The 12,673-nt window shown below is 71.9% G+C and carries 11 protein-coding genes; 3 read left to right on the top strand and 8 right to left on the bottom strand.

The features are described from left to right. Positions 1–25: 25 nt before the first annotated feature. The 3 genes from CcI49_RS05885 to CcI49_RS05875 form a co-directional block, all read right to left on the bottom strand. Positions 26–862, bottom strand: coding sequence for a GNAT family N-acetyltransferase (locus tag CcI49_RS05885; RefSeq protein ID WP_198955453.1), 837 nt, complete (start codon positions 860–862; stop codon positions 26–28). A 67-nt stretch (positions 863–929) separates the two neighbouring features. Beyond that, complete coding sequence (locus tag CcI49_RS05880; protein ID WP_076824821.1) at positions 930–1,949, bottom strand: ADP-ribosylglycohydrolase family protein; 1,020 nt, start codon at positions 1,947–1,949, stop codon at positions 930–932. 56 nt (positions 1,950–2,005) lie between these two features. Next, the gene (locus CcI49_RS05875; RefSeq protein WP_076824819.1) at positions 2,006–3,043 is read right to left on the bottom strand and encodes an alpha/beta hydrolase; all 1,038 of its coding nucleotides are present in this window, start codon (positions 3,041–3,043) and stop codon (positions 2,006–2,008) included. A 128-nt stretch (positions 3,044–3,171) separates the two neighbouring features. On the opposite strand from CcI49_RS05875, the gene CcI49_RS05870 reads away from it, so the two are divergent. After that, positions 3,172–3,849 (top strand): TetR/AcrR family transcriptional regulator, encoded by a 678-nt coding sequence (locus CcI49_RS05870; RefSeq protein WP_076824817.1) that lies wholly within the window; start codon positions 3,172–3,174, stop codon positions 3,847–3,849. Between the two features lie 30 nt (positions 3,850–3,879). On the opposite strand, the gene CcI49_RS05865 is transcribed toward CcI49_RS05870, so the two are convergent. Beyond that, on the bottom strand, positions 3,880–5,370 hold the full coding sequence (locus CcI49_RS05865) for a DHA2 family efflux MFS transporter permease subunit (protein WP_076824815.1): 1,491 nt from the start codon (positions 5,368–5,370) through the stop codon (positions 3,880–3,882). A gap of 175 nt (positions 5,371–5,545) precedes the next feature. Next, positions 5,546–6,253, bottom strand: coding sequence for a TetR/AcrR family transcriptional regulator (locus tag CcI49_RS05860; protein WP_076824813.1), 708 nt, complete (start codon positions 6,251–6,253; stop codon positions 5,546–5,548). 138 nt (positions 6,254–6,391) lie between these two features. On the opposite strand from CcI49_RS05860, the gene CcI49_RS05855 reads away from it, so the two are divergent. Beyond that, the gene (locus tag CcI49_RS05855) at positions 6,392–8,119 is read left to right on the top strand and encodes an amidohydrolase family protein (RefSeq protein ID WP_076824970.1); all 1,728 of its coding nucleotides are present in this window, start codon (positions 6,392–6,394) and stop codon (positions 8,117–8,119) included. A 36-nt stretch (positions 8,120–8,155) separates the two neighbouring features. Further along, the gene (locus CcI49_RS05850; protein ID WP_076824811.1) at positions 8,156–9,373 is read left to right on the top strand and encodes an amidohydrolase family protein; all 1,218 of its coding nucleotides are present in this window, start codon (positions 8,156–8,158) and stop codon (positions 9,371–9,373) included. Positions 9,374–9,385: 12 nt separating this feature from the next. On the opposite strand, the gene CcI49_RS05845 is transcribed toward CcI49_RS05850, so the two are convergent. The 3 genes from CcI49_RS05845 to CcI49_RS05835 form a co-directional block, all read right to left on the bottom strand. Beyond that, complete coding sequence (locus CcI49_RS05845) at positions 9,386–10,036, bottom strand: TetR/AcrR family transcriptional regulator (RefSeq protein WP_076824809.1); 651 nt, start codon at positions 10,034–10,036, stop codon at positions 9,386–9,388. Positions 10,037–10,052: 16 nt separating this feature from the next. Continuing rightward, complete coding sequence (locus CcI49_RS05840) at positions 10,053–11,036, bottom strand: SDR family NAD(P)-dependent oxidoreductase (RefSeq protein WP_076824807.1); 984 nt, start codon at positions 11,034–11,036, stop codon at positions 10,053–10,055. 143 nt (positions 11,037–11,179) lie between these two features. Next, a complete protein-coding gene (locus CcI49_RS05835; protein WP_076824805.1) occupies positions 11,180–12,649 on the bottom strand; it encodes a hypothetical protein in 1,470 nt (489 codons plus the stop codon). Positions 12,650–12,673: the final 24 nt, after the last annotated feature.

Below are 12,673 nucleotides of genomic sequence, written 5' to 3'. Positions count from 1 at the left end.
TACCAGCCGGACCGGCCCACGGAGCTCAGCGGTGGAGCAGCTCGGACGCGCTGCCCACCTGCTGGGCTCCGATTCCGAGCAGCAGCGCGTTGGCCGGCTTGTTGTAGTCGTCGACCTCGGCGGTCACCGAGTCGACGCCGGCGCGGTGCAGCGAGCCCAGCAACTCGGCCAGCATCGCCCGAGCCAGGCCCTGGCGGCGCCGCGCCGTCCGGACGGCGACAAGCCCCAGGCGGGACCGGCGGGGCACCCGGGCGACCCGGGCGAGTCCGAGATACTCCCCGTCCTGCGCCGCGACGACATAGTCCGCGGGGTCAATGACGCCAACCGTTCCGTCCGGCCGGGTGCGTAGTTCCACCGGCATGGACTGCCACCCGGCGGCAGCGTCCACTTCGGCGCGTACCACCCGATCGAGCTCCGACAGCGGCGCCTCCGCGGCCTGCCCCAAGGGTAGGATTTCGATCCCGGATGGCGCCCGAATCTGGTCCAGCCTGGTGATCTGCGGGTCGGTGGCGACCGCGTACACGCGTTCCTGGCGGTAGGTCACGAAGCCCGCGTCGCGCCAGCGGGCGCGCGCCTCCACGTCCTCGTCGTCCACCAGCGTGTAGACGATCTCCGGTAGCTCGGTGAGCATCGTGGCCACCAGCGGCTGGAAGACCCTGTCCTGCCAGGCGTCGACGCCCAGGAACAGCCGGCCGTCCGGTCGGCGCAGGGCTTCGCCCCGCCCCACGACGAGATCGTTCTCCAACGCGTGCCAGTGACGGTCCTCGACGACTCGGCTGATCACGACGGCGTCGTTGTTCACCCCGGCGATGTTAGACCGACCCGATCGGCGAGCCATCCCGCGCAGCACCACCAACCGCATGGATCAGCTCGAAAGTCACCATCAGATCCGCAGGCGGCCTCGGGACGTACTTCTGAACAGGCACTGCCTAGCCCGGACGCACTGAGCCGGACACCCGGCGCAGGGTGTGCAGGGCGGGTGCGAGTTCGGCGATCTCCGTCGCGTACTCCAGGCGGTCCGCCCAGCGGTGCGGCACGGCGCCGACACCCTCGCGTGCACCCAGCAGGCCGCCGGCTATGGCGCCGGTGGTGTCGGAGTCGTCGCCGCGGTTGACCACGTCGACGAGCAGTTCCTCCAGCGACGCGGGCTGCTGGATCGCCCAGACGGCCACGGCGAGCGAATGCACGACGTACCCGGTGGTCGGCAGCTCGGTGAGCCCGGCGGTGGCAGGGGTGGCAAGGGCTGCGACAACCTCGCCTGTGCCTGTGCCTGTGCCTGTGCCTGTGCCTGTGCCTGCTGCCGCGCCCACCGCCTCGCGGGCGCTCGGGGCCGTGACTGCGCCCAGGGCTGTGGCGGCGTCGCGGCCGGATCGCAGCGCCGCGCCGACCGGCGCGCCGTCGACCAGCGCCGAGACGATCGCGGTGTAGGCGACACATGCCTGCACGCAGCGTGGATCGGCGTGCGTGACCGCGCTGATCTCGGCCGCCTCTCGCGAGCACAGCTCGGGTTCGACGCGGGCGAGACCGGTCGCCAGCGCCCGCATGAGGCTGCCGTTGCCCGCGCCACCGCCCCCGGCTGCGGCGGTAGCGGCGGCGCCGGCCGTCAACGGGTCCTCGCCGGCGGCGATGCGCCGCAGGGACGCGGCTGTCATACCGCCGATGTCGCGGGGCCGGCCGTCGTACCAGCGCATGATGTGTTCGACGACGGCACCGAGCTGGTAGCCGCCGGAGCCGGCGTAGGCCCGCGCCACCGCGATCGTCAGGTCGGTGTCGTCGGTGCCCTGGCCGGGCCGCCAGCCGAACGGTCCGCCGCCCGTGATCTCGGTGTGCACCCCGTGCCGGCGGCGGATCTCACCCGGGCTCATGAACTCCAGTGTGGCGCCGAGCGCGTCACCGGCGGCCAGCCCGAGCAGCGCACCGTGCACGCGCTCCAGCGCGGTGATGGTCATCGTCGGGACGCTACTCCGACCGGGGAGTATGCCGGAACGGTTCCGCCGCAGTCGCATCAGACCTGGTCGGGTATCGGCTCGGGACCTCCCGGCGGGCGCGGCGCCGCCAGCCGGCCGAAGTGTCCGTCGACGGCGGCGAGCCAGGCCAGCGGGCGGCTGGCGTGCGGGCTGTGGTCGGCACCGACGATCACGGCCAGCCGTGCGGCCGGGATGGCCCGGGCCAGGGTTGCCGCCGACGCGCGCAGCGTCGCATCGTGCTCGCCGACGATGACCGTCGTCGGGCAACCGATCTCGCCGAGCCGGTCGACCATCGACGGGTACTCGCCGAGCTCCCGGCCGAACGCCACCAGCGCGTCCGGATCCAGCTGGTCGAAACCGGCGAGCTGGCGGTCGGCGACACTGCCGCCGGCCTCGACCGCGTGCGCAGTGTCATCGACGATCGCCAGCCCGTCCGCCCTGCCTGCGGCTGGGCGGTCCGCGGCCAGGCTGTCCGGGGCCAGGCTGTCCTCGGCCCAGACGCCGGCGGCCGGGGCACTGTCAGCCGCCGGCACTGGTTCGCGTGCGGCGTGGACGGCATTCGCCACCGTCGCCGCGCCTTCCAGCAACGCCGCGACGACTCGCCGGGCGACTGGGCCGGTCGCGGCGGCCGGTGCGGCGGCCGTGTCGACGAGTACCAGCGAACGCACCCGGTCGGGATGCTCCAGGGCGCACCGCAGCGCGACGACTCCGCCCATCGAATGGCCGACCAGATCGACGGCGGTCAGGCCGAGCGCGTCCAGCAGCGTGACGAGGTCGGCGAGCAGCAGGTCGAACGTGTAGGACGAACGCCCGTCGGCACGGTCGCTGGCGCCATGACCGCGCTGGTCGTAGGCGATCACCCGGCGGGCCGTGGCGAGGTCCGGCGCGACCCGCGCCCAGTCGGCGGTCGTCCCCGCGATGCCGTGCACCAGCACGGTCGGCGGGCTGTTCGGGCCGTTCGGGGCGTGCGGGCCGTTCGGACGGGCGGCGGCTGGGCGCAGATCCTCGACGTGCAGCTCGACCCCGGCCGCCACCTCGACGCGCCGGACCACCGGTTCGATTGCCGGCTCGACCATTCCGGTCACCTCTCGCCCTCCTCGGCAGCCCGGCGCCGCGGACGCGGTCGGCTGCCGGTGCGTGCAACCAGCGGTGGATCGATCCATTGTCAGGTGGCTGGTGACCCACGTCCGGGTAATGTGGCCGGGTGGGCAGGGCGAAGGTCGCGGACGCGGCTGGAGGTGCCAGCACCCGGGGGAGGATCGACAAGCGTCGGGCGATCCTCGACGCAGCCTTCGTCGTCTTCGCACGTGAGGGCTACGCCCAGGCCAGCATCGATCTGATCGCCGCCGAGGCGGGCGTGGCCAAGCCGACGATCTACAACCATCTGGCGGGCAAGGAGAACCTCTTCCGGCACGCGATGGCGGCGGCGGCGGACAGGACGACCGCCAGGACCCTCACTGCCGTCAGCCGGCTCACCGCCGACGTCCCCGACCTGCATCTGGCCTTCGTCGAGGTCGGCCGCGCGCTGCTGGACTGCTACTGCTCGGCGGACTCCTGGGCACTGCGCCGCCTGTTGCACGCCGAGATCGTCCGTTTCCCGGACCTGTTCGACCTGGTCGGTGCGAGCGGGCCGGGGCAGGTGGCCCAGGCTGTGGCGGATCGGCTGGCCCGGCTCGCGCTCGCCGGCCGGCTGCGGCTCACGGACCCGGTCGAGGCGGGTGAACAGTTCGTCGCGCTGCTCACCGGCCCCGTCGCCGGTCGCAGTGCGCTGGGCACCCTGCCGTTCGACGACGTCCAGCGGCAGGCCGCGGCGCACAGTGCGACCGTCACGTTCCTGCGGGCTTTCGGCGCGGAACCGACCGAGCCGACGGGTGCCGCGTAGAGCTGCTCGCACGGCGATCCGCCGCCGCGTTCAGGCCGTGGGGGACACCGGCTCGGGGCCGGCGGGGGTCGCGGTCGTGTCCGCGGCCGCGGCGGTCCCCGCAGTCGCGGGGCGGCCGGGCAGCAGGAAGCCGGCGGCGAACACGACGAGACCGGCGGCGACGGGCCACCAGAACGCGTTGCCGAAGGAGCCGACCGTCGGCGTGGCGTGCGCTCCTCCGCCCTGCAGGATCAGCGCGACCACCGCCACTCCCAGGGAGGCACCGATCTGGTTGAGGATGAACACCGCACCGGTCGCGCCGGCGACCGCGTCCACCGGGACGGTGCGGTACACCGAGCTCATGGTGGGCGCGCCGACCAGTCCGAGGCCGAGGCCGACGGCGAGCTGGGCCGGTGTCAGCAGCGCCTGCGAAGTGCCCGCGTCGGAGCGGGTGAACGCCAGCGCGCCCAGGGCCACCAGCAACGCGCCGGTGGGAACGAGCAGCCGGGCCCCGATGCGGTCGGCGAGGTTGCCGGCGAGCGGCATCCCGATCATGGCGCCGACACCGAGCGGGGCGACCAGCAGGCCGGAGGTCAGCACCGTGTGCCCATGCACCTGCTGGTAGTACAGCGGGAGCAGGAACAGCAGCGCGAACAGGCCTCCGCCGACGAGAAGCATGATGGTGACGCTGGCGGTGAAGCCCCTGTTCACGAACAGCCGCAGGTCGAGCAGCGGAGTGGCGGCCGTGCGCAGGGCGTGGGCGACGTAGCCGGCGAACAGCGTGGCGCCGAGCAGCAGGCCGACCAGCACGGGGGCGCCGCGGAAACCGTCGCTGCCCGCGCGGGACAGCGCGAACACGATCGCGGCGAAGCCGGGGCACAGCAGGAGCACCCCGAGCGTGTCGAGGGGCGCGGCCGCGTCGCCGCGCGGCGGATCGGCGGGCAGCACCAGGACGGCGAGCACGATCGCGGCCACCGCGAACGGGACGTTCAGCAGGAACACCCACTGCCAGGACAGGTTCTCCAGCAGCAGGCCGCCGACGATCGGCCCCAGCACCGGCCCGAGCGTGATCGGGATGGAGATCAGGCCCATCACCCGCCCGATGCGGGCCGGGCCGGCCGCGCCGGCCACCACCGTCATCATGACCGGGTCGATGGTTCCGCCGCCGAGGCCCTGCAGGATGCGGAACGCGATCAGGCTCGGTGCGTTCCAGGCCACCGCGCACAGCAGGGAGCCGGCGAGGAACAGCGACAGGCCGAGCAGCCACAGGCGCCGGGCGCCGAACCGTGCCATCGCCCAGCCGGTGAGCGGGATGGCGAGCGCCACCGCGAGCAGATAGCCGGTGGTGACCCATTCGATCGTGCCCAGCGAGGCGTCGAACTCGCCGGCCAGGGTGCTGATCCCGACGTTGACGATCGTCGCGTCGAGGTAGGACAACATCGCGCCGAGCACCATCACCCCGACCAGGATCAGCAGGCCGGAGTCCAGCCGCGGCGGCCCGCCTTCCGCCGGGTTCGGCCCCACCGTCGAAGCTCCCGCCATCGAGTCCTCCGATGAAATCGCTCGTTCTCCAAAGTGAACCGAGCGGTTCAAAGTGATGGGTTGGACGGTAACACGCGGGCATGGTGGCAGGACGGTCGGCCCGGTACCCGGCCCGGTACCGGCTCGGTATCGAGCGGGTGCGCCGTGCCGGCCGCCTAACTGTGGCGTCGCCGCGTCAGTCGCTGCTCGGATCCGATGGGCGCGGGCTCGCGAAGATCGAGGTGATCCAGACCTGGCAGGCCTCGCGGGCCTGGCGCGTGTCGATCAGGTCCGCGTCGACGAGGAGGCTGGCCGCGAGGCCGCGCACCAGGCCCTGCAGCAGGATCGCCCCGGTGGCCGGGTCCAGGTCCGCCCGGACCGAGCCGTCGCGCTGGCCCTGCTCGATCAGCATGGCCCAGCCGTCGCGGCTGCGCCGGTCGGCGTCGGTCATGCCCCTTACCGAGGCCTCGGTCGGGAAGGTCGCTCCCCACATGACGATCAGGGCGCGGTCGGCGCTGGTGGGGTTCTCGAACCGCTCGACGTACGTGTCGACCGTCGTGCGCAGCAGGTCGAGGCCGGGAGTGTCGGCGACCCGGCGCCCGCCCCGGGTCGCCGCGGCCACCATCGCGTCGTCGATGTGGTTCTGAGCCCGCTGCGCGAGCCGGGCGACCAGTTCGTCCTTCGAGCCGAAGTAGTGGTTCGGCAGGCCCCGGCTGGTCCCGGCACGGCTGCCGATCCGGGCCAGCGACGCGCCTTCCACGCCGCGCTCGGCGACGAGGTCCGCGGCCGCGTCGAGCAGGGCCTCCTCGGACTCGTTGCGCCGTTCGACCTGCGTCCGACGTGGCTCGACCTGGCTCCGGCGCGGCTGGACCTGCGCCCGATGCCCGGGGGTGGCCGAGTTCATGAACGGCAGCGTACTTGTCCGTTGTCTGAACGTCGCCGTCCCGCGCGACACTTGTTGAACGCTCAGCAAGGATGTTAGCTTGCTCGGACCTGGTGGGCGGTTCCCGGGGCGATCCCGGGTGGTGCTGGAGGCGTGCAGATGGCCTTATACGACATCGTGATCAAAGATGGCACCGTCATCGACGGGCTGCGCACGCCTCGCTACCGGGCCGACGTCGCGATCAAGGATGGCCGGATCGCCCAGATCGGGGTCATCAGCGCCACCGACGGCGCCGAGGTCGTCGACGCCACCGGAAAGATCGTCGCCCCGGGCATCGTCGACATCCACACCCACTACGACAGCCAGCTGTTCTGGGATCCGTGGGCGACGATGTCGGGCTGGCACGGCGTCACCACTGTGCTGATCGGGAACTGCGGCTTCGGTTTCGCGCCGTGCCGGCCCGAGGACCAGGACCGCACCATGCTCAGCCTCTCCCGCAACGAGGCGGTGCCGGTCAAAACGATGCGCGCCGGGATGCCGTGGGACTGGGTCACCTACCCCGAGTTCCTCGACAGCATCGACCGGACGCCCAAGGGCGTGAACGTGATGTCGCTGGTGCCCCTGGCGCCGCTCTACACATACGTCGTCGGTGTCGACAAGGCCAAGGAGCTGCGGGCGTCCGACGACGAGCTGGACCGGATGTGCCAGCTCCTGATCGAGGGGATGGAGGCCGGCGGCTGCGGCTGGAGCTCGCAGATCGCCGGTGACCTGTTCAACGTCCAGCTCGACTACGACGGCACGCCCATGGTCACCGACATGATGACCGAGCGTGAGGTCGTCGCCTTCTCTCGGGCGCTGCGCCGGATCGGCCGGGGCACCACGCAGATCACCGGCCAGCTGGAGACCGCGGCGCTCATCGCCCGCGAGAGCGGCCGCCCGATCATCTGGAACGCGCTGGCGCCCACCGGTTCGGTGAACCAGCACGGCGAGTCGCAGTTCCCCCACCTGGCCACCATCGCCCGGCTCAACGAGCTGAACGAGTCCGAGGGCCTGCGGGTCTTCGCCTCGGCGCAGATCGTGCGCTTCCAGTCCGAGATCGTCCTGGAGAACTACAACCTCATGGACATCTTCCCGGCCTGGAAGGAAGCCGGGCTCGGCACCCTCGAGGAGAAGATCGCCAAGTTCGCCGACCCGGCGCGGCGGCCGGCACTGCGTGCGGCGGTCGACGAGCTGGGCGGCGGCTTCGGGGCCGCCGGCTACCCGCTGGCGGAGATCACGGTGAACTGGATCACCAGCGACGCCCGGGACGCGCTGGCGCTCAAGGAGCGCTACGAGGGCTTCACCATCGGCGAGATCGCGGCCCGGGAGGGCAAGCACCTGGCCGACGCCATGCTCGACATCGCCGTCGCCGGTGACCTCAACGTGGGCTTCGGCACGACCATGATCGACATGGACACCCAGGCCGTCCGCGAGGTGGCGTCCTGCGCGGTGGCGCTGCCCGGCATCAGCGACGGCGGCGCGCACACCAAGTTCGTCACCACCGCCCGGTTCGGCACCGAGCTGCTCGGCCACTGGGTCCGCGAGCACGAGATCATGTCGCTGGAGGAGGCGCACTGGCGGCTGTCCGCCTACCCCGCGATGGCCGTCGGGCTGCGTGACCGCGGGTCGATCGCCGAGGGCCGCCCGGCCGACGTCATCGTCTACGACCCCGACACCGTCGACGCGCTGCCGCAGGAGCGGCTGTTCGACTACCCGGCCGGCGAATGGCGGCTGGTGCAGAAGGCCGTCGGCTACGACCGGATCATCGTGAACGGCCGCACGACCTTCGTCGACGGAGTGTGCACGGACGACACGCCCGGCCGGCTGCTGCGGCACGGCACCGCCTGACAACGGAACAGACCAGAGCGCACGAGGGGCGGCACGATGAACGAGTTAGGCGCGCGAACTCCGCGGCTGTTCGATGCGGACAACCACTACTGGGAGACGTCCGACGCGTTCACGCGCCATCGCGACCCGCGGTTCGCCGACCGCGGCGTCCAGATCAGGGAAGTCGACGGGGCGCTGCGCTACCTGGTCGACGGGGTGCGGACCGAATGGCTGCCCGGCCCGGCCGACGTGCACCCGCGGCCACTGCCCGGGGCGTTCCTGGAGTACTTCCAGGGCGGCACCAGCCGGGACGTCTTCCTGGCCGGTTTCACCGAGAGCGCCGCGGACCATCCGGACTGGTTCGAACGCGATGCCCGGCTGGCCGTGATGGATACCCAGGGCGTCGAGTCCACCTGGATGTTCCCATCCCAGGGGGTGGTGATCGAGCCGCTGTTGCACACCGACCCGGAGGCGGCGATCGAGTGCTACCGCGCCTTCAACCGGTGGGTCGAGGAACAGTGGGGATTCGCCTACCGGGATCGCATCTTCGGCGTTCCGTACATCACCATGTGCGACCCGGACGAGACGGTGCGGGAGCTGCGGTGGTGCCTTGACCACGGTGCCCGGGTGGTGAACATCCGCCACGGCGCCGCCGTCACCCGCGACGGCAACCGGTCACCAGCCGACCCGATGTTCGACCGGTTCTGGCATCTCGCCGCGGAGGCGGGCATCGTCGTCGCCACGCACGACGGCTCGGACGAGACCTACAACCGGGTCAACGAGCTGATGGGCGAGGCATGGGGTGAGATGCACATGGCCGGCATCGCGCCCGGTGACACGCAGCGCCTCGGCCAGTCGTCGACCTTCTCCGGGCTCACCAAGCACCGGACGGTCCATGACTTCGCCTACGTCCTGGTGGCGCATCGGCTTTTCGAACGATTCCCGAAGCTGAAGGTCGCGTTCATCGAGAACGGCTGCGCCTGGGTGCCGTCACTGCTGCTCGCGCTCGACTACCTGGGGCACGGCGGCGGATTCGCGACCAGCCCGCGAGACCAGTTCATCGAGCACTGCTGGGTGGCGCCGTTCGTCGAGGAGGACGTCCACGACCTGGCGAAGTTCCTGCCGGTGGAGCGGATCCTGTTCGGCTCCGACTGGCCCCACGGCGAGGGTTTCCCGGCGCCGAAGGACTTCCTCGCCAACGTCGCCGGCTTCACCGCCGCCGAACAACAGCGAATCATGTACGACAACGCGCGGGAGCTCACCTTCGGGCACTGAGCGGATCCGGGCTCACGAGTTCGGGCCGCGCAGCGACTGCCAGACCCGCTCAGGCAGCAGCTCGGCCGCGATGTCGAGGTCGCTGCGAGCACCCGCACCCGCACCCGCCTCCGTCGGAGCAGCCGTGCCCGTGCCCGTGCTCGTCGCCAGCCAACGGCGGGAAAGCTCGGCGGGCGGGCCGATCAGCAGCATCTCGATCAGGAGGTCCGGCAGGTCCACGATCCGTCCGGCGCCCGTGTGCGGGCGCAGCCAGGCGAGCAGGCGGTCGATGCGCACGGCCTTGCCGCGGGCGAGGCGCTCGGCCTGTTCGGGTGTCCTCGGCGCGAATCCGGAAAGGTGGATGACGCGGGCGGCCGCCGGCTCGTCGTGGACGAAACCGAGGTAGTCGGTGACGGCGGCACGGATGCCGGCTGCCGCGCCGTCGGCCTGCTCGACGGCGGGCACGAGGCGGTCGAGCAGCCGCATCATGCACCGTTCGTAGAGCGCGGCCGCCAGGCCGTCGAAGGTGCCGAAGTGGTGGTAGAGGCTGCCGAGGCTGACCCCGCTCGCCGCGGTGACCGCGGCGACGGTGAATCCACCGGTGCCTCGGCTCGCGAACACGTCGAGTGCCGCGGTGAGCAGGCGTTCGACGGTTTCCTCGCCGCGCGGTTGTCTGGGTGCCATGGCGGGCCCGAGGATCTCACATGGCCGCCGGGTATGCCGCTGGGTCGTCGCGGACCCCGGTCAGCTCCGCGGCCTGCACCCACAACCGCCGGGCGAGCGCGGTGTCGTCGAGGGGCGACGCCAGCGGCATCTCCTGGCCGATCTCGAAGTAGCGCCCGGTGACAGTGCCGAGATCCTGCCCGCCATTGACGACGGGCGCGGTGCCGGCGCCCGCCTCCGTGTCGAGCGCCAGCCGGGTAATGGGCGGCGCCGCCTGTTCCACCGGGGTCCAGAACCGTTTCGCCGTCTTCAGGAGAAGGCCGAGCGGGCCGCGCCGGTCGCCGAGCCCGGTGCGGATGACGCCCGGGTGCACGGCGTTGATCCGGATGCCGGTGCCCGCGTCCTGCCAGCGGCGGGCGAACGGCGCGACGAGCGCGAGGTTGCAGGCCTTGGTGGTGGCGTAGGTGCGGATCGGGTGGAAGTCCTCACCCCGCGGGGTCTGGTCGAGGTCGATCCGTGCCTTCACGTAGAGACCGGCGCTGACCTGAACCACCCGCGCTCGGCTGGCGGCGAGGCGCTCCTGGAGCAGGTGGTTGAGCAGGAACGGCGCGAGATGGTTCGTGGCGAACGCCTGCTCCAGCCCGTCGGCGTTGAGGATGCGGGAGGCAGGCCAGATGCCCGCGTTGTGGATCAGGATCTCCAGGGTCGGGCAGGCGTCCAGCACCGCGGCGGCGGTGGCGCGCACCCCGGCGACGTCCGACAGGTCGCCGACGACCAGGAGGACCCGGGGCCGCCCCGCGTCGTGCCCAGCCCCGGTGCTCCCGGTGTTGAGGGCGTTCCGGGCCCGCCAGTCGGCGTCGAGCTGAGCCCGGGCCTGTTCGCCGCGTGCGGGATCGCGGGCGACGAGAACCACCCGCACGCTCGCGTGCAGGAGCCGGCTCGCCACCGCGAGGCCGATCCCGCGGTTGCCGCCGGTCACCACCGCGGTGGCGGTGAACGCCGCCGCTTCGTTGTCGCGCATGGTGGGACGCTAGCAAGATCTAGAACTTTTTTCTAGAAAAAGGTTCTAATCGAAGGCCTGCGCGGAGGACGCCCCGCCACCGTCCGCTGGAAGCGGGGCGATGGCGGGGCGGGCGGGGACTGGAGCTGACGCCCCGGCCCGTCTCAGGGGCTGATCAGTGGTCTGAACGCGGCCTGGACGTCGCCGTCGGACGGGGTGACGAACTTCTCCGTCCCGTAGCCGTAGATGAAGTACGGGCAGCTCGATCCGCTGATCTCCACCCGGGTGTCGCTGATGAGCTGGCCGGTCCGCAGGTCGTAGACGCGGACCGGCACCGCCTCCCGGTGGAACGTCACGTTCCCGACGTTCTCATACGGGCAGGTCCGGACCGCGGCACCGTACTCGGCATCGCCGGCGCAGATGACCCGGGTCGCGTCATTGACGTCGGTGGTCCGCCATTCCCCGGGCAGCTTGTCGACGTAGTCGGAGGCGCCGAAGAGCATGGCGCGGCCGGGCCCGCCGGTGCGGGCGGTCAGGTAGGGCGCCGGCGAGGAGCAGTACGCGGGCAGGCTGCCACTGCTCTGCGGGACCAGGGAGGCGCGGACCTGGTCCAGGTTCCGCTGCAGGTTCTCCAGCGCGATGGCCTGGTCGATCTGCGCCACCTTCTCCCGGGCCTGCCCGGCGAGCTGGTGGTTCGGGTACCGGTCGATCAGCGTCTGGTAGGTCGTCCGGGCGCCCGCCCGGTCCTGGGCCACCGTGTCGTCGCCGCAGTCGAGCAGTGCCTCGGGGGCCAGCCGGCGAACCACGTCGGCCGCCCTGCCCGCCGACTGTTTGTCGGGCAGATCGGTGGCCAGCCAGTCCAGGACGCGTACGGTGACGCACGGATCCCTGGTCGGCAGGCCGTCGAAGAACTGGTCCACCGTCGTCTGGACCATGCCCTGGTAGTCCGGTGACTGCGCGCGGATACTGACAAGTTCCTCGAAGCCGGCCTCCAGCATCTCCACCGAGCTCGACCCGGGGGTGCGCCCGGTGGTGAGCTTGGCGGCGGTGAGGTGTAGCGTCGCGCACGCCGTGACCATGTCCTCACCGTCGGAGCCGGGTGAGATGGCGACCATCCGGTGCGCCGGTGACACCCGGTCGAGCGCGGCCTCCACCCGCCCGCAGTCGCTGGCCTGACGGCCCTTGTCGACATCGTTGTCGATCCGCTCGACGTCGAGCCGCAGGAAGACCGCCGTCAGCAGCACCGGCAGCGCGGCCCCGAAGGCGACCGACCGCAGCCGCCACGACCGGCGTGGCCGCGGCCCGCCCGGCCTGGGCTGTGGCCCGGACCCGTCGGGTGACGCCTCGTGTCGGCGCCCACGCGGCCAGCCGCCGGCCAGGTACCAGCCGTGCGCGACGAGCGCCAGCCACCAGCCGAGCAGGACCAATGCGAACCACAGCACCTGCGCCGACGAGGCGAAGATGATGAGCAGCTCGGCCGTGACCAGCGTGGTGACGACGGCGAGGTTCCGGCGGCCCAGCATCAGGTAACCACCGCCGAGCAGCGCCGCATTGGCCAGCGCCACGGCGACCGGGTCGTGGGACCTTTCCGCCGGGGCCGGCGCCGGGGCGGGCGTCGGCTTGGCCTGAGGCATGGGTGGACGTCCTTTCTGTGTTTC

The organism is Frankia sp. CcI49 (assembly GCF_001983215.1).
Classification (GTDB): domain Bacteria; phylum Actinomycetota; class Actinomycetes; order Frankiales; family Frankiaceae; genus Parafrankia; species Parafrankia irregularis.
Note: the sequence above shows the minus strand (reverse complement) of the source record. Positions and strands in the feature narration are given on the sequence as shown.

Coding starts and splice junctions, on each gene's coding strand:
- CcI49_RS05855 (WP_076824970.1), top strand. CDS start 6,392: ATGGCCTTATACGACATCGTGATCAAAGATGGCACCGTCATCGACGGG.
- CcI49_RS05835 (WP_076824805.1), bottom strand. CDS start 12,649: ATGCCTCAGGCCAAGCCGACGCCCGCCCCGGCGCCGGCCCCGGCGGAA.
- CcI49_RS05840 (WP_076824807.1), bottom strand. CDS start 11,036: ATGCGCGACAACGAAGCGGCGGCGTTCACCGCCACCGCGGTGGTGACC.
- CcI49_RS05865 (WP_076824815.1), bottom strand. CDS start 5,370: ATGGCGGGAGCTTCGACGGTGGGGCCGAACCCGGCGGAAGGCGGGCCG.
- CcI49_RS05850 (WP_076824811.1), top strand. CDS start 8,156: ATGAACGAGTTAGGCGCGCGAACTCCGCGGCTGTTCGATGCGGACAAC.
- CcI49_RS05875 (WP_076824819.1), bottom strand. CDS start 3,043: ATGGTCGAGCCGGCAATCGAACCGGTGGTCCGGCGCGTCGAGGTGGCG.
- CcI49_RS05880 (WP_076824821.1), bottom strand. CDS start 1,949: ATGACCATCACCGCGCTGGAGCGCGTGCACGGTGCGCTGCTCGGGCTG.
- CcI49_RS05860 (WP_076824813.1), bottom strand. CDS start 6,253: ATGAACTCGGCCACCCCCGGGCATCGGGCGCAGGTCCAGCCGCGCCGG.
- CcI49_RS05845 (WP_076824809.1), bottom strand. CDS start 10,036: ATGGCACCCAGACAACCGCGCGGCGAGGAAACCGTCGAACGCCTGCTC.
- CcI49_RS05885 (WP_198955453.1), bottom strand. CDS start 862: ATGCGGTTGGTGGTGCTGCGCGGGATGGCTCGCCGATCGGGTCGGTCT.